Origin of the sequence: Bradyrhizobium erythrophlei, assembly GCF_042430365.1 — a bacterium.
Taxonomy (GTDB): domain Bacteria; phylum Pseudomonadota; class Alphaproteobacteria; order Rhizobiales; family Xanthobacteraceae; genus Bradyrhizobium; species Bradyrhizobium erythrophlei.
The window spans coordinates 46,127-62,051 of sequence record NZ_JBHMET010000029.1 but is presented as its reverse complement, the minus strand read 5'-3'; the positions used below and the strand labels follow the sequence as shown (position 1 = coordinate 62,051).

Genomic DNA, 15,925 nt, shown 5'->3' with positions numbered 1-15,925 from the left:
CGCGCAATGTCTCTCTGGAATCGACACAAGATCTTTGAGAAGAACTCGATCATCCTGATCGCGGGCATTCTCGTCGTCATTGCCATCGGCGGGCTCGTCGAGATCACGCCGCTGTTCTATCTCAAGAGCACGATCGAGGTGGTCGACGGCGTGCGGCCCTACACGCCGCTCGAGCTCGCTGGCCGCAACATCTATGTCCGCGAGGGTTGCTATCTCTGCCATTCGCAGATGATCCGTCCGCTGCGCGACGAGATCGAGCGCTATGGTCATTATTCGCTGGCCGCGGAAAGCATGTATGACCATCCGTTTCAATGGGGCTCCAAGCGCACCGGGCCGGATCTTGCGCGCGTCGGCGGCAAGTATTCCGACGATTGGCACATCACCCATTTGATCGATCCGCGCGCGATCGTGCCGCAATCGGTGATGCCGGGATATCCGGCGCTCGCCAGGACCGAGCTCGACGTCTCCGACGCCGCGGCCCACCTGCGCGCCAGCCGCGCGGTCGGCGTGCCCTATAGCGACGAGCAGATCGCCAACGCCAGCGCCGACATGAAGGCGCAGGCCGATCCCGACAGCCCTGGCGTTGAGGCGTTCCAGAAGCGCTATCCCAAGGCGCTGGCACGCAACTTCGACGGCAAGGCCGGCAATCCGACCGAGCTCGATGCGCTTGTCGCGTACCTGCAGATGCTCGGCACGCTCGTCGACTTCAAGCTCTACAACGAAAAAGCCAACCTGCGCTGACGAGGCACGACGATGAAAGCCATCATTTCAATCGAGAGCGTGGCATCGAACCTGGTCACGACGCTGTGGACGCCGATCTTCGTCGGCATCTTCGTTGCCGTCGTCGTCTACGCGCTTTGGCCCCGCAACAAGACCCTCTTCGATACCGCGGCGCGGATGCCGCTGCGGGAGGACTGACAGATCATGAGCGAGCACAGCGAGATTGACAGCGTTTCCGGCCGCAGCACGACCGGTCACGAATGGGACGGCATCAAGGAGCTGAACACGCCGTTGCCGCGGTGGTGGGTCCTGGCATTCTACACCACCATCATCTGGTCGATCGGCTACTGGGTCGTCTATCCGGCCTGGCCGCTGGTCTCCGGCTACACCACCGGGCTGTTCCACTATTCGACCCGCGCCAGCGTCGCGACCGACCTCGCCGAGCTGGAGAAGCTGCGCGGCGAGAAGATGGCGGTGCTCGGCAATGCCCCGCTCGCCGAGATCGAGAAGGATCCGGCGCTGCTTGCGCTGGCCCGCGCCCGCGGCAAGACCGTGTTCGCCGACAATTGCGCGCCCTGCCATGGCAGCGGCGGCGCCGGCGCCAAGGGCTTTCCGAACCTCAACGACGACGACTGGCTGTGGGGCGGCTCGCTCGACCAGATCATGCAGACGATTCAGTTCGGCGCCCGCTCCGGCAATGCGAAGGCGCATGAAGGGCAGATGCTGGCGTTCGGGCGCGACGGCATCCTGAAGCGGGACGAGATCGTCACGGTCGCGAACCATGTGCGCTCGCTCGCCGGCCTGTCGACCGCGCCGACCTTCGACGCCGCCGCTGGCAAGAAGATCTTCGCCGAGAACTGCGCAAGCTGTCACGGCGATAACGCCAAGGGTAATCAGGAGCTCGGTGCGCCTGATCTGACCGACAAGATCTGGCTCTATGGATCCGACGAGGCGACGCTGGTCGAGACCATCACGAATGGCCGCGCCGGCGTCATGCCGGCCTGGGTCGGCCGGCTCGATCCCGTCACCATCAAGGCGCTGACGGTTTACGTGCATTCGCTGGGCGGCGGCAGGTAGCCGCCGCAAAGGAGGAGACCGATCTTCCGGATCGTTGATGCACGTCAATAGCGGTCCGGAGGCTCAGGGTAGGCTGGAATCATAATTCCACGCTCGAGCCAGGTGATGAACAAGACCGTGTCGCCCGACGAACTCGTAACCGAAGAAGACGGCCCGCTCTACGCACCTCGCAAGAAGGTCTACCCGCAGAGCGTTTCCGGACGCTTCCGTTCCATCAAGTGGCGGCTGATGGCCGTCTGTCTCGGCATCTATTACCTGCTGCCCTTTGTGCGCTGGCATCGCGGCCTCGGCGCGCCCGACCAGGCGGTGCTGATCGATTTTCCCAACCACCGATTCTATTTCTTCTTCATCGAGCTGTGGCCGCAGGAGATCTACTACTTCACCGGCCTGCTGGTGCTCGCGGCTTTCGCGCTGTTCCTGATGAATGCGCTGGGCGGCCGCATCTGGTGCGGCTATCTCTGTCCGCAGACGGTCTGGACCGACCTGTTCTATGCAGTCGAGCGCCTGGTCGAAGGCGACCGCCGCGAGCAGATCAAGGCCGACGCGGGGCCGATGACCGCAAAGCGCGCCAGCCGCCGCGTGTTGAAGCATGCGATCTGGCTCATGATCGCATGGTGGACCGGCGGCGCCTGGGTGCTCTATTTCGCCGATGCGCCGACCTTGGTGCGCGACCTCGCCACCTTCCAGGCACCCGCGATCGCCTATGTCTGGATCGCGATCCTGACTGCGTCGACCTATCTCCTGGCCGGCTACATGCGGGAGCAGGTGTGCGTCTATATGTGCCCGTGGCCGCGCATCCAGGCGGCGCTGACCGACGAATGGGCGCTCAACGTCACCTATAAATACGATCGCGGCGAGCAGCGCTGCTCGGTGAAGAAGGCGTTCGACCTGCGCGCGCTCGGCGAGAAGGTCGGCGACTGCATCGATTGCAACCAGTGCGTAGCGGTCTGCCCGACCGGGATCGACATCCGCGACGGCGCGCAGCTCGGCTGCATCCAATGCGGCCTGTGCATCGACGCCTGCGACACCGTCATGACCAAGGTCGGTCGCAAGACCGGACTGATCGGCTACGACAACGACATCAATATCAAGCATCGCATCGCCGGCGAGGCGGAGGTGTTCAAGCCGGTGCGTGCGCGCACCGTGGTCTATTCCGCGCTGATCGTGACGGTGTGTGCCGTCATGCTCTATGCGCTGATGTCGCGGACGCTGCTCGATCTCAACGTGCTGCACGACCGCAATCCGGTTGCGGTGCGGCTGTCCGACGGGGCGATCCGCAACGGCTACACACTGCGCTTCCTCAACAAGCGCGGCTTCGACCGCGTGGTCGCGATCGACATCGACGGCCCGCTCGACGCCAAGCTGCATGTGATCGGCGCCGATGCCGTGACCCCGGATCGCCCGATGATCATCCTTGCCCGCGATACCACCACCGAGCTGCGCGTGCTGGTGACGGCGCCCTTCGACGAAAAAGCCGAGAAATCGGTGCCGATCAAGTTCCGCATCACCGATATCGGCCTCGGCGAGGTCGCTTCCGCCACCGATCACTTCGTCTTGCCCTGACAACTGGACGCCACGATGACAGCATCCACCCACAGCGCGCGCCCGATCACCGGACGCTTCGTCTTCATCGCCACGGTCGCGTTCTTCGCCGTCGTGATCGGCGTCAACATGGTCATGATGCGGCTTGCGATTACGACGCTGCCGGGGACGGAGGTCGACAGCGCCTATAGCGCGAGCCTCGCCTATCAGCGCGAGATCGTCGCGGCGCGGCAGCAGAATGAGCGCGACTGGCAGGTTGAGGCGCATATCGAGCGGCGGCCCGACGGCGCAGCGACGCTCGCAATCGAGGCGCGCGACCATGCCGGCGCACCGCTCGCCGGAATGAACTTCATTGCCCGGCTCGAACGGCCGATCGACCGCCGCGCCGACCGGACGATCGACGTCGCCGAGGCCGGTCGCGGCAGCTACCGCGGCAGTGCAGAGGGCGTCGCGGCCGGGCAATGGGACCTCGTGATCGAGGGCGACGCCGAGGGCCGCCGCATGTTCGTGTCGAAGAACCGCATCGTCCTGAACTAGAGGCGGATACCCATGCAGGCGGATATCGATTTCTCGCATTATCTGAAGAGCACCGGCGCGGGTCTCGTCCATCTCGATCTCGCGGTCGAGGGCATCAGTTGCGCGGGCTGCATGGCCAAGATCGAGCGCAATTTGTCTGATATTCCGGATGTGACCTCGGCGCGCGTGAACCTCACCGACAGCCGGCTGGCGCTGGAATGGAAGGCGGGCACGCTCGACCCGGCGCTGTTCGTGACGCGCCTCGCCGAGCTCGGCTACAAGGCCCATCCGTTCCAGCGCGATGACGCCGAAACGCTGGAGGCGCAGCGAGCCCAGGGCCTGTTGCGCCGGCTCGGCGTCGCCGCCTTTGCCGCGATGAACGTGATGATGCTGTCGATCCCGGTTTGGTCCGGCAATGTCTCCGACATGCTGCCCGAGCAGCGCGACTTCTTCCATTGGCTTTCCGCGCTGATCGTGCTGCCGGCCGCTGCCTATTCAGCGCAACCGTTCTTCACATCCGCGCTCACGGCGCTGCGGGCGCGCGGCGTCAACATGGACGTGCCGATCAGCATCGGCATTGTCCTTGCACTCGCCACATCTGTCATCGAGACCATCAAGCACGCCGAGCACGCCTATTTCGACGCCGCGATCATGCTGATCGCCTTCCTGTTGGCGGGCCGCTATCTCGACCAGAACATGCGGCGGCGCACCCGCGCCTTCGCCGGCAACCTGGCGGCGCTGAAGGCGGAGACCGCGACGAAGTTTATCAGCCCGACCGAGATCAGGACCGTTCCGGCGGCGGCGATCAAGCCGGGCGACATCGTGCTGCTGCGGCCCGGCGAGCGCAGCGCGGTTGACGGCAACGTGATCGAGGGACGCTCCGAGATCGATCAGAGCCTCATCACCGGCGAAACCTTGCCGGTGACGGCCACGCCGGGAAGCGCGGTGTTCGCCGGCACGTTGGTCCGGTCAGGCACGCTGCGCGTCCGCGCGGCGGCGGCGTCGGGCGATACGCTGCTTGCCGAGATCTCCCGCCTGCTCGACCATGCGTTGCAGGCCCGCTCGCGCTACCTCCGCCTTGCCGAGCGTGCCTCGCGGCTCTACGCGCCGGTCGTGCACGCGACGGCCTTGCTGACGATGCTGGGTTGGCTCGCTTACGGCGCGACCTTCCACGATTCGATCGTCACCGCGATCGCGGTCCTGATCATCACCTGTCCCTGCGCGCTGGGCCTCGCCATTCCTGCCGTGCAGACGGTTGCGTCGGGTGCACTGTTCGGTTCCGGCGTGCTGCTCAATGCGGGAGATGCGATCGAGCGCATCGCCGAGATCGACCGGGTGATCTTCGACAAGACCGGCACGCTGACGCTGCCCGAGCTCGACGTTGCCAATCTCGCGAGCATTCCGGAAGACGTGATCAAGCTTGCTGGCCGCCTGGCCCTGTCGAGCCGTCATCCGGTCGCGGCCGCGGTGACGCGCGCGGCTGGCGCCGACGCGCCGTTGCCCGACATTCAGGAGGAGCCGGGGCAGGGCGTCCACGGCCAATATCAGGGACAGCCGATCCGGCTTGGCCGACCGGCCTTCTGCGGCGCCGACGGTCTTGCCAACGAGATTCTGGCACGCGACGCGGAAGCCTCCGTCGTCGCGTTCAGCCTTGGCGACACCAGCTACGTCTTCGCCGTTCGCCAGCGCTTGCGGCCCGACGCGGCCGAAGTGGTCGCGGGTCTCGCACGCCTCGGCATCGCAGTGGAGATCGTGTCCGGCGACCGCGAGCCGGCGGTGCGGCTCGCCGCGCAAACGCTCGGCATCCATGAGTGGCGCGCCGAGGTCTCGCCGGTCGACAAGATCGCGCGGATCGAGGAGCTTGGGCGCCGCGGCGGTAAGGTGCTGATGGTTGGCGACGGCATCAACGATGCGCCGGCGCTGGCCGCAGCCTATGCCTCGATGTCGCCGGTCACAGCCACCCATATGAGCCAAGCGGTCGCGGATGCGGTCTTCCTCGGCGATCGCCTCGCGCCGGTGCTGGCGGCGGTGAAGGTGTCGCGCAAGGCGCGGCGCCTGATGCAGCAGAACCTCTGGCTTGCCGTGATCTACAATGTGCTGGCGGTGCCGATCGCGATCGCCGGCCTGGTCACGCCGCTGATCGCCGCGGCCGCGATGTCGGGCTCGTCGGTTTTGGTGATGCTCAACGCGCTGCGGGCGCGGGCAAGGGAGGTCGCCTGATGGAAGTCCTGGTCTTTCTGGTTCCGCTTGCGCTGACGCTCGGCTTCATCGGCCTGCTCGGCTTCCTCTGGTCGCTGAGGAGCGGCCAGTATGACGATCTCGACGGCGCGGCCTGGCGCGCCATCGCAGACGACGAGCCCGCCAACGATCAGGGGCGATCCAGGTAGTGAAAGTACAGCAGCCCGACCGCAGCGGCGAAGGTTAGCGCCGTGCAGGCGAATGCCAGCACCAGCGTCCAGTCGATCCGATGCGACTGCGACGCACGCGATTGCAGCGATAGCACCGCAATCAGTCGGCCGATTGAGGCAAGGCGCGCCATGATCAGCAGCAGCTCATCGGCAGCACATCGGGCTGCCAATAGCGCCAGTGCGTCGCCGACACCGTAACGGGCTGCATGGTCGCAGCATCGAACCAGCCGTCGCCGTGGCGCAGGCAGGGGAAGCCGAGCGGATGCTGTTCATCATCGATCACGGCAAGCTCAACCGTACAGTCGCACGGCGCCGTGGCGATGTCCCGCCACCCCGAAAGGGTGAGCCGGCGGAACAATGAGGTGAGTGCTCGACGCATGCCACGGATCGCCTCTGATCGACGCGACGGAGCATCGCATGTGCGCGCGCTCGCGCGATTGATGAGGCTCAATCGGGGGCGCGTGGCGATCTCAGGATTGATCGCGGCTGACGGCGCGGATCGGTGGTCTCGCTATCCGCTCACCGGCGCCGTGGCCGCAGCATCGGGGCCACGATGGAAATCCAGCGTTCGACCACGCGCGCGTTGAAGCTGGGGTCGCTGACATAGCGATCCTGAACGACAAGCCCGCGCAACAACGCGCGGTGCATCACCATCAGAAGCTCGACGTCGTCGTCCTCGCCGCTTGCAGCTTCATAGGACTCGCGCGTCTGCGCGTCATGCGCCCGATTCCAGGTCTGCAGGATCGGATCGATGCGGTTGCGCAGCCCGCCATCCGTGCGCGCCGCCACCAGGATCTCCAGCAGCGCGCGATAGGATCCGGTATTCACGAAGTCGGTCCAGCCCGAGCGCAGGCGTGCCGCGATGATCTCGGTATCGGCGCGGCCGCTCTCCGGTCGCACGGTGTGGGCGCGGGCCAGCGGCCGCGCCAGCAACGTCTCGACGACCGCCGCGATCAGTTCCTCTTTGGTCGGAAAGTGGTGCTGCAAGGCGCCCTTCGAGAGGCTCGCACGCTCGGCGACGCGGGTGATCGAGGTTTCGGCGTAGCCGAATTCGACAAGGCACGAGATCGCCGCCCGGCAGATCGCGTCCTTTGCCTTCAGGCTTTTCGCTTCCTGTTTCCCGAGGCCCTGCACGTCCATGACCAAGCAGCCCCACAGAGACGCATCCCGCGCGCGCAAACTAAAAGCCGTCCGTATTGCTTTTTTTAAACTCCGGACCTATCGTTCGTCAAGCTTGAAGAAGACAGGCCGGGAAGGCCGCGGCGTCGCGCGAGATTGGGAGATCGACATGCAGCTCACACACGAGCACGAGGAATTGCGCAGGACCTATCGGCGGTTCATCGAGGACGAGATCAACCCGCATGTCGATGAATGGGAGGCCGCCCAGATCTTTCCGGCCCACGAGGTGTTCAAGAAGCTCGGCAATCTCGGTCTGCTGGGCGTCACCAAGCCGGTCGCATATGGCGGTCTCGGTCTCGATTATTCCTACGGCGCCATCATCGACGAGACGTCGCAATACATCAATTGCGGCGGCATCCCGATGGCGATCGGTGTGCAGACCGATATGGCGACGCCGGCGCTGGCGCGGTTCGGCTCGCCCGAACTGTGCAAGGACTATCTCGCGCCGGCGATCGCAGGCGACATGGTGGCCTGCATCGGCGTGACTGAGCCGTCGGCCGGCTCCGACGTCGCCGCGATCAAGACGCGCGCGGTGCGCGATGGCGACGACTACGTGATCAACGGTTCGAAGACGTTCATCACCAGCGGCACGCAGGCCGACTGGATGTGCATGCTCGCCAATACCGGCGACGGTCCGGTCCACCGCAACAAGTCGCTGATCATCGTGCCGCTCAAGGAAGGCGGCAAGCGGGCCAAGGGCGTCACGGTCGCCAGGAAGCTGAAGAAGCTCGGCATGCACGCCTCCGATACCGCCGAGCTTTATTTCGAGGACGTCCGGGTCCCGGTGCGAAACCGGATTGGCGACGAAGGCAAGGGTTTCGTCTACCAGATGAAGCAGTTTCAGGAAGAGCGCATGTACGCCGCGCTCGGCTGCATCACGAGCTGCACGCGCTCGATCGAGGAGACGATCGAATACACCCGCAACCGCAAGGCGTTCGGCCGGGCGATCATCGAGAACCAGGTGGTGCATTATCGGCTGTGCGAGCTTCTCACCGAGGTGGAGGCGCTGCGCGCGCTGACCTGGAAGGCGGTGGAGATCCATGTCTCCGGCGGCGACTGCACCTGCTTCGCGTCCATGGCGAAGCTGAAGGGCACGCGGCTCGGGCGCGAGGTCCACGACGCCTGCCTGCAGTTCTGGGGCGGCATGGGCTACATGGACGAAACCCTGGTGTCGCGCCGCTACCGCGACGGCCGCCTCGGCTCGATCGGCGGCGGCGCCGACGAGGTGATGCTCGGCATCATCGCCAAGCAGTGCGGTTTGTTGCCGGAGAAGTGACGACGACGTGACCGTCTGACGAAAGCGCGATGAGATTAGGACGAATCTTCATCGCGCTTTAGCTTCTTGTTTGAGCATGATCTCCGCGCAAATGCTTCGCGTTTGTCGCGAGGGAAAACCGCGACAGACTTTTCCGGATCAGCTCTAGGCTCGTCGATCCGCCGCGGTTTCGTCGCGAAACTGGCTGATGACGGCATCAAACGGAGCAGCCGATCGCTGCGCTCGCGCCAACGTTCTCGCCCCTTCGAGTGCAGCGACGAGCGCGGTGGCGCGCGACCGTGCGGCCTTGGTCTTTCCCGGCGCGCTGATCGTGGCTGCGATGATATCAACCCATTCGTTGAAGAGTGCCGCAAGCGCGTCGGCGATCTCGCCGTCGCCTGGCGCGAGTTCCTGAGCCAAATTCTGCGCGACGCAGCCCGTCACCCAGCCCGAGTGCGACATTTCCTCCGCGACCGCGTTGGCCAGGGCGCGGACAAACTTGTCGGGATCCCCGGCTGCCCGCGCGGCCAACGCGCGGAAGGCAGCCGTTGTCGTGGCGCGATAGGCTGCGATCACCTCCATCGCCAGCTCGCGCTTTCCGCCTGGAAAGTGGAAGTAGAACGAGCCCTTGGGAGAGCTGCTCTCCTCGAGGATCTGGGTGAGCCCCGTGGCGGCATACCCCTGAGTGCGAAACAGACGCTCCGCGGTCTGGATCGCCTTTTCACGCGCGTCCGTCGTCCTGGGCACGAAACAGATTCTCCTTGATCGAACTCGATGCCAGCGTTATATGGTGGTCGCCATAATATGGCAATCGCCATAGAACAGGAGGTCGAAGATGCCCGTTGTGACTGTTCAAGTGCCTGCCGGCGCCCTTAGCGACACCCAGGGAATACCACCGGCTGACCAACCGGATCGCCAATGCGCTCAGGACCACGCTGGGCGTCGGTGAGGGCGACAAGTTCCTGCTGATCCTGGAGAACGACAACCTGAGCTTGTTGTCGCTCCCCTGCTTCCTCAAGCAGCCGGGAACGGCGGCGATGACCAACCTGCGTGACTCGCAAAACGAGCACGCGTGGCAGATCGATCTGATCAAGCCGAAGATCGTCTTCATCGAGAACCGTCTGCTCGACGGCTACTACGACATGCTGCGCGGTCGCGGCTGCCAGATCGTGGTCATGGACCCGTTGCCCGCGCCGCGCGAAGGCGTTTGGGACCTGCCGACGCTCACGGCCACCGCGTCCGACACCGACAACGACGTCGAGCTCGACATTCACCGCCACGTCGCGCTCCTGCGCTTCACCGGAGGCACCACCGGCCGGGGCAAATGTGCCGCCTATTCGGTCGACAATCTGATCGCCGCCCGCGATGCGGCCTTGGCCCATCCCGGCCTCGAGCTCGACCACCACACCCGATTCCTCGTCGTCACCCCTCTGTCGCACGCCGGCCTGTTGGCATTCTTGCCGACCTTCTTCCTGGGCGGAACCAACGTCACCTTGAACCAGCTCGATCTGGAGCAATGGGCGGACACGGTCGAAGCGGAACGTGTGACCCACAGCCTGCTGGTTCCCACCGTTCTCTACCGTCTGTTGGAGCTGCAGCGGCTCCGGCCGCGGCATTTTCTGTCGCTGAGGACGATCCTCTACGGCGCTGCGCCGATGAGCCCGACCAAGCTCGCCGAACTGCTGCAGTGCTTCGGTCCGATCTTTGCCCAGGGCTACGGGGCCACGGAGGCGGCGATGTTCGTCTCCATCCTCGACAAGGGCGACCACCGGACGGACGACGATGCGGCGCTGAAGCGGATGTCCTCTGCGGGTCGGGTGACGCCGGGCGCCGAGGTGTTCATCTGCGGCGAGGACGGCCGCGAGCTCCCTACCGGCGAAATCGGCGAGATCCGCATCCGGTGCCGGGCGCTGATCCAGGGTTACTTCGGCAACGCCGAAGGCACAGCGGCGGAGTTCGTCGACGGCGCTTGGAAGTCCGGCGACCTCGGATACCTCGACGAGGGCGGCTACCTGTTCATTGTCGACCGCCTGAAGGACATGATCATCACGGGCGGCTTCAACGTCTATGCCGTCGAGGTGGAGGCGGCGTTGATGTCCCATCCCGCCGTCGCCATGGTGGCGGTCGTGGGGCTGCCTCATCCGGAGTGGGGTGAAGCGGTGCATGCCGAGGTCGTCCTCCGCTCGGGCGCGAGCGTCACGGCCGCCGAGCTTCTCGCCCACGCCAAGGAGAGGATCGGGACCTACAAGGCCCCCAAGACCGTGACCTTCGTGGACGCGCTGCCCACGTCTGTCGTCGGCAAGGTGATCCGCCGGAAGGTCAAGGAAAAATACTGGAAGAATGCCGACCGGGGTGTCAGCTGAGGTATCTCCATGGCGATCCCTGACCACCTAGCCAAAGGCGACAGCTAGGTCTGGTCCAGTGTCCGGCGAATATGCTATCCAGCTTTGCTGCAGGACCGTATTCATGGCGTGGGGATGTCCTTGATTCCTTCCCAATCGGCCTCGGACAACCCGACCACCATCGCCGGTTATGGCTTGGCCATAGCCCGGGCGCTCGAATACAAGGGCGTCGACAGCCGCCGTGTCTTTCGCGCGGCGGGCCTGAGCGAGACGTTCACCAACGATCCCCTGCAGCGCATTCCGATCTCTGGAATTTCCCAGCTCTACAAGGTCTGCCGCGAGGTCACCCTTGATCCCTACTTTGGCCTGACGGTCGGCCGGTTCATTCACGCGTCGAACATCCATGCGGTCGGCTATGCGCTCATGGCCTCCAGCACCCTGATGGACTTCTGCGAGCGCCTGGCGCGCTACTTCCGCCTGCTCACCAGGCGGGCGGAAATGGAGCTCGTGAGGGATCGCTGGGAGGTGAGGCTGAAGTTCAACTACATCGCCGAGAGTTGCGACGACAGCGAGGACGCTTGGCTGAGCTTCCTGATCCGGTCCATGCGCCTGCTCTACCGTACGGACCTGAAGCCTTTGCGGGTCGAGCTGGCGCGCGGCCGACCCCAGGAGGGGGAAGCGCCCTACCTCGAGTTGTTCGGCGCGCCGGTCACCTTCGGAAACGCCGAAGCCGTGCTCGCCTTCGACCGATCCGATCTCGACAGGCCGCTGCAGGGCGCCTGCCCTGAGCTGGCTCAGTTCAATGACAACATCGCCGCCGGCTATGTCGCCAAGCTCGACCGCAGCGACATTGTGGCGTCGACCCGCGCCAAGCTCATCGACCTATTGCCGTCCGGGCGCTGCTCGCTCGCCGAGACCGCCCGGGCGGTGGGCCTGGCCCCGTCGACCCTCAAACTGAAACTGGCGCAGCGAGGAACGAACTTCCAGGCGCTGCTCGACGAAATGCGCGCCGACTTCGCCCGCAGCTACCTGAGCCAGCCCAATCTCTCGATCACCGAGATCACTTTCCTCCTCGGCTTCACCGACGTCAGCAACTTCACTCGCGCCTTCAGGCGCTGGACCGGCTTGTCGCCAAGCGCCTATCGCAGCGGCGCCTGACGCTTCCCGAGTATCAGCCCCGTTTCCGGCAGCCGTAGCTCAACTGGTGGGTTTTGATCTAGGAAGAGCTCTCATGGGCCAATAGGGCAGCGGCGCTACCGTTGGTTCCTCGGCGCGCCTGTTGCGTTACTTGAAGGTGGATGGCGGAGAGAGTGTCAGTCAATCCCCATTGAAAGATAAAGCATTCGACGTCCGCCACAACCGAGATCATTGCCGGCGTCGTGGTTGCGATCGCGGTGACCGCGACCGTCTATTACGGTTATCTAGCCTGGCTCTTGGTGTCGCCGGATTGATGGTCCTCAGGTGCGCGCGTCCTGCGGGTCCCGTGGGAGTGCCGAGGCAATCGGGAGGCCGGGCGTTTCGTTTCGGGGCGCGGAGTTCTACGGCGCCAGATAGCTGCGATATTCTGCTTCGAACATCTGAGCACGGACGTGGCCGAGCACATCATCCGGCTCGCGGTCGTTGGCGAGGCCGCGCTGATAGGCGAGGCGGGCCACTTCCGTGGCGATATGGCAGGAGACCTCGCGGATGCGCGGCAGCGCCGGATAGAGGCTGCCTTGCGCGAGATCCGCCGCGGTGACGAGATTCGACAGGGTGCGCGCCGCTACCATGAACATCTCGTCGGTGACCCGGCTGGCGCCCGCGGCGATCACGCCGAGGCCGACTCCCGGGAAAATGTAGGAGTTGTTGCCCTGGCGCGGCACGAAGCTGCGGCCATCGAACGTCACCGGCGCATAAGGACTGCCGCAGGCGAACAGCGCCCGGCCGCCGGTGTGACGATAGGCTTCCTCGGCGCTGCATTCCGCCTGCGAGGTGGGATTGGATAGCGCGAAGATGATCGGCCGCGCATTGAGCTCCGCCATGGTGCGCAGCACCTCCGGCGTGAAGGTGCCGCCCACCGCCGAGACCCCGATGATGCCGGTGGGCCGGAGCGCCTTGATCGCCGCGAGAAAGTCGGTCACCAGCGGGTGCTCATGGGCATAGCCGAGCTTGTGCTCGGCGAGGTCATTGCGCGCCTTGACCACAAGGCCTTTGGAATCGACCAGCCAGATCCGGCTTCGCGCTTCCTCCTCCGAAATGCCCTGCGCCACCATGGCGGCCACCACGAGGTCGGCAATGCCGGTCGCCGCTTCACCCGCGCCGAGAAACAGGAGCTTCTGCTCCGTCAGCCGGCCCCCGGTGATCCGCAGCGCCGAGAACAGGCCGGCGAGCGCCACCGACGCGGTACCCTGGATGTCATCGTTGAAGACGCAGGCGGTGTCGCGATAACGCTGCAGCAGCCGGAAGGCGTTGTGGTTGGCGAAATCCTCGAACTGGATCAGCACGCCGGGGAAAGCCTGCTGCGCGGCGCGCATGAATTCGTCGACGATTGCGTCATAGTCGCCGCCGCGCAGCCGCGGCTGCCGCAGGCCGATATATTGGGGGTTCTTCAGGAGTTCGGCGTTGTTGGTGCCGACGTCCAGTACCACCGGCAGGCATAGCGAGGGGTGGATGCCGGCACAGGCGGCATAGAGCGAGAGCTTGCCCACCGGAATGCCCATGCCGTTGGCGCCGAGATCGCCGAGGCCAAGGATGCGCTCGCCGTCGGTCACCACGATCAGCCGTGCCGGGTGCGGCCAGTTACGCATCAGCTCGGCGATCCGGCCGCGGTCATTGATGCTGATATAGAGGCCGCGCGGACGCCGGAAGATGTCGCCGAAGCGCTGGCAGACCTCGCCGACCGTCGGCGTGTAGATGAGTGGCTGAATCTCGTCGATATTGTCGCAGACCACGCGCAGGAACAGCGTCTCGTTGCGGTCGCGCAGCGCGTTGAGAGCGACGAACTTCTCCAGATTGTCCGGCAGGCGGCGAAGGTTCTTCAAAATGCGGTCTGCCTGTTCCTCCATGGTCGAGACGTGAGGCGGCAAGAGGCCGCGCAGGCCGAAGGCGTCGCGCTCGGCGAGCGAGAAGGCGGTGCCCTTGTTGAGCAGCGGATCGCGCAGCAGCGCGAGGCCGTGCGGCAGATCGACGGAAGGGAGGATCGGCTTCTTTGCTGCAGACAGGGTCACGGCGTCCTCATGGCTTCGTCCCGCCGGCATTTGCCGCCAACGAGTCCTTGTTTGTCGGCCGGACAGCCTCCACGTCGCTTGCGCTTCAAGACGTGCGGGACGAGGTCGTGCACCGCGTGCTGCCCGAATGGGGACGTCTAGGTTGACCGTTGATGAACGCAAATGACAAGCATCAATTTGTCGCGCGACTTATGCAGTCGTCTTCATTGCATTGCAGCAAGCGAGGTTCGCGCTGATGTGCGATTGCTGCGTCGCACGCGAGCGCTGTAGGCGCGCTTCAGGGCGCGAGACGCGGTCGCGAGGGAAAACCGCACACTTTTCCGGATCATGCTCGAGAGCCGGCAATCAATAACGACCGCCGTCGCGCTTTTGCTGCGTGATCCATTCCGACAAGGTTTTCGGCGCCGATCCTGAAGTCCGGCTTGGTGATGCCTTGGGATTGTCTCGGACGCCCTTCGCCGAACGGGTTCGCAGAAGCTGCGCTTCCGTTTCAACGACGCCCCTCAAGGCAGCGGTCGATCTCTCTGCGGCTTCCTTCTCGAGACGCAGCTTTTTCAATCGCGCCATCTTGTCGCGCTCTGCTTCTGCTTCGGGGCTTTCGGATACGAGCGTCCTTTGATGAGCAAGCTCGGCCGTGACCAGGATCCCGATAATGGCTGTCTCGCCGAGCGCCTTGCAGGCTTCGAGGCGATGCAGTCCCTCCACTAGAACGAAGCGATCTTCGTCGGGCCGAACGAGAATGGGTGCTTGTTGTCCGATTTCGAGAATACTTCCCGCGATCTCCTCGACGACTTCGGGCTTGATTTCCTTCTTCCTTTTCACGGGAACGTAAATCTTCTCGATTGGGAAGCTTTCCGGTTTCGGCATAGCCTCTACTCCGTCTTCACAGGGCCCGCCAGAAACGCATGCCGGTGCGGCGGGATTTTAGGGATGAAGCGCTCGACCGCAAAGGTAATTTCGGGGCGCCAGGTATTGATCAGCATCCAAGCCGGGAACAAGCTGAGCGCCGCGCTGCGCGTGCTTGTCCGGCGAGCGGCTGCAATGAGGATGTGCCATGCCCCTTGTTTCCACTGAAGATCGCGGCGCGGTTCGTGTCATCACCTATGCCAACGCCCCGTTCGGCACCATGACGGCCGCCGGCTCGGCCGAGATGTTTGGTGCAGTCGTGGCTGCAGGCGAAGATCCGTCGGTGCGGGTCATCGTCATCACAGGGGGTATACCCGGCATCTTCATCCGTCACTACGACGTCCGGGAACTCTCCGACGCCGCAGACGCGATTGAGCGCGGAGCACCGCGCGCGCCGTCGCCGCCTGGCCCTCGACCGCCGGGCTTCCACGCGCTCACGGACATGATTGCAGCCGTCGAGAAGCCGGTCATCGCGGCGATCAATGGCCTGTGCATGGGTGGAGGCTTCGAGCTTGCGCTGGCATGCGACCTGCGCATCGCAGGGAATGCCGTCACCGCAATCGGTCTGCCGGAAACGCGTATTGGCATCTTTCCGGGTGGCGGCGGCACGCAGCGCTTGCCCAGGATCATCGGGGAGGCCAGGGCGCTCGAGATGATCCTGCGGGGCCTGACGGTGACGGGACCGCGCGCCCACGACATCGAGATTGTGCATGAGGTCGTCGCTGACCCGCTCGCGCGCGCCCTGGAGATCGGCGCCGAACTATCGAGCCGAGA

The 15,925-nt window shown here is 64.8% G+C and carries 17 protein-coding genes; 11 read left to right on the top strand and 6 right to left on the bottom strand.

Annotation, left to right across the window (positions count from 1 at the left end; all coding sequences use genetic code 11):
- The first annotated feature begins 6 nt into the window (after positions 1–6).
- The 7 genes from ccoO to ccoS all read left to right on the top strand — a co-directional run bounded on the left by ccoO (position 7) and on the right by ccoS (position 6,242).
- The gene (gene ccoO / locus ACFFWD_RS04105; RefSeq protein WP_376961706.1) at positions 7–741 is read left to right on the top strand and encodes a cytochrome-c oxidase, cbb3-type subunit II; all 735 of its coding nucleotides are present in this window, start codon (positions 7–9) and stop codon (positions 739–741) included.
- A gap of 12 nt (positions 742–753) precedes the next feature.
- Positions 754–918, top strand: coding sequence for a cbb3-type cytochrome c oxidase subunit 3 (locus ACFFWD_RS04100; protein ID WP_376961704.1), 165 nt, complete (start codon positions 754–756; stop codon positions 916–918).
- Positions 919–924: 6 nt separating this feature from the next.
- Positions 925–1,797, top strand: a complete 873-nt coding sequence (gene ccoP, locus ACFFWD_RS04095) for a cytochrome-c oxidase, cbb3-type subunit III (RefSeq protein ID WP_376961702.1) — start codon at positions 925–927, stop codon at positions 1,795–1,797.
- 105 nt (positions 1,798–1,902) lie between these two features.
- Entirely contained in the window at positions 1,903–3,360 is a 1,458-nt protein-coding gene (ccoG, locus tag ACFFWD_RS04090; RefSeq protein WP_376961700.1) for a cytochrome c oxidase accessory protein CcoG, read from the top strand.
- Between the two features lie 15 nt (positions 3,361–3,375).
- Positions 3,376–3,876: a FixH family protein gene (locus ACFFWD_RS04085; RefSeq protein ID WP_376961698.1), complete on the top strand. Its 501-nt coding sequence runs from the start codon at positions 3,376–3,378 to the stop codon at positions 3,874–3,876.
- 12 nt (positions 3,877–3,888) lie between these two features.
- A complete protein-coding gene (locus ACFFWD_RS04080; RefSeq protein ID WP_376961696.1) occupies positions 3,889–6,075 on the top strand; it encodes a heavy metal translocating P-type ATPase in 2,187 nt (728 codons plus the stop codon).
- Positions 6,075–6,242 carry a cbb3-type cytochrome oxidase assembly protein CcoS gene (gene ccoS / locus ACFFWD_RS04075; protein WP_376961694.1) on the top strand — a complete coding sequence of 56 codons (168 nt, stop codon included), beginning with the start codon at positions 6,075–6,077 and terminating at the stop codon, positions 6,240–6,242. The genes ACFFWD_RS04080 and ccoS overlap by 1 nt, the downstream gene beginning before the upstream one ends.
- On the opposite strand, the gene ACFFWD_RS04070 is transcribed toward ccoS, so the two are convergent.
- The 3 genes from ACFFWD_RS04070 to ACFFWD_RS04060 form a co-directional block, all read right to left on the bottom strand.
- Positions 6,224–6,394 (bottom strand): hypothetical protein, encoded by a 171-nt coding sequence (locus ACFFWD_RS04070; protein WP_376961692.1) that lies wholly within the window; start codon positions 6,392–6,394, stop codon positions 6,224–6,226. The two genes, ccoS and ACFFWD_RS04070, sit on opposite strands and share 19 nt — an antisense overlap.
- 2 nt (positions 6,395–6,396) lie before the next feature.
- A complete protein-coding gene (locus ACFFWD_RS04065; RefSeq protein WP_376961690.1) occupies positions 6,397–6,642 on the bottom strand; it encodes a hypothetical protein in 246 nt (81 codons plus the stop codon).
- 140 nt (positions 6,643–6,782) lie between these two features.
- Positions 6,783–7,403: a TetR/AcrR family transcriptional regulator gene (locus tag ACFFWD_RS04060; protein WP_376961688.1), complete on the bottom strand. Its 621-nt coding sequence runs from the start codon at positions 7,401–7,403 to the stop codon at positions 6,783–6,785.
- A gap of 148 nt (positions 7,404–7,551) precedes the next feature.
- On the opposite strand from ACFFWD_RS04060, the gene ACFFWD_RS04055 reads away from it, so the two are divergent.
- On the top strand, positions 7,552–8,718 hold the full coding sequence (locus tag ACFFWD_RS04055) for an acyl-CoA dehydrogenase family protein (RefSeq protein WP_376961686.1): 1,167 nt from the start codon (positions 7,552–7,554) through the stop codon (positions 8,716–8,718).
- Between the two features lie 144 nt (positions 8,719–8,862).
- Here the strand turns inward: ACFFWD_RS04055 and ACFFWD_RS04050 are convergent, their stop codons facing one another.
- Positions 8,863–9,444 carry a TetR/AcrR family transcriptional regulator gene (locus tag ACFFWD_RS04050; protein WP_376961684.1) on the bottom strand — a complete coding sequence of 194 codons (582 nt, stop codon included), beginning with the start codon at positions 9,442–9,444 and terminating at the stop codon, positions 8,863–8,865.
- Between the two features lie 101 nt (positions 9,445–9,545).
- Between ACFFWD_RS04050 and ACFFWD_RS04045 the strand changes: the two genes are divergently transcribed.
- Positions 9,546–11,060 (top strand): AMP-binding protein, encoded by a 1,515-nt coding sequence (locus ACFFWD_RS04045; RefSeq protein WP_376961751.1) that lies wholly within the window; start codon positions 9,546–9,548, stop codon positions 11,058–11,060.
- Between the two features lie 84 nt (positions 11,061–11,144).
- Positions 11,145–12,197, top strand: coding sequence for an AraC family transcriptional regulator (locus ACFFWD_RS04040; RefSeq protein WP_376961682.1), 1,053 nt, complete (start codon positions 11,145–11,147; stop codon positions 12,195–12,197).
- A gap of 380 nt (positions 12,198–12,577) precedes the next feature.
- Here the strand turns inward: ACFFWD_RS04040 and ACFFWD_RS04035 are convergent, their stop codons facing one another.
- Positions 12,578–14,245: an NAD-dependent malic enzyme gene (locus ACFFWD_RS04035; RefSeq protein ID WP_376961680.1), complete on the bottom strand. Its 1,668-nt coding sequence runs from the start codon at positions 14,243–14,245 to the stop codon at positions 12,578–12,580.
- A gap of 345 nt (positions 14,246–14,590) precedes the next feature.
- Entirely contained in the window at positions 14,591–15,112 is a 522-nt protein-coding gene (locus tag ACFFWD_RS04030; RefSeq protein WP_376961678.1) for a ParB N-terminal domain-containing protein, read from the bottom strand.
- Between the two features lie 187 nt (positions 15,113–15,299).
- Between ACFFWD_RS04030 and ACFFWD_RS04025 the strand changes: the two genes are divergently transcribed.
- Positions 15,300–15,925: enoyl-CoA hydratase/isomerase family protein (locus tag ACFFWD_RS04025; protein ID WP_376961676.1), on the top strand; the 626-nt coding region annotated here is incomplete at its 3' end.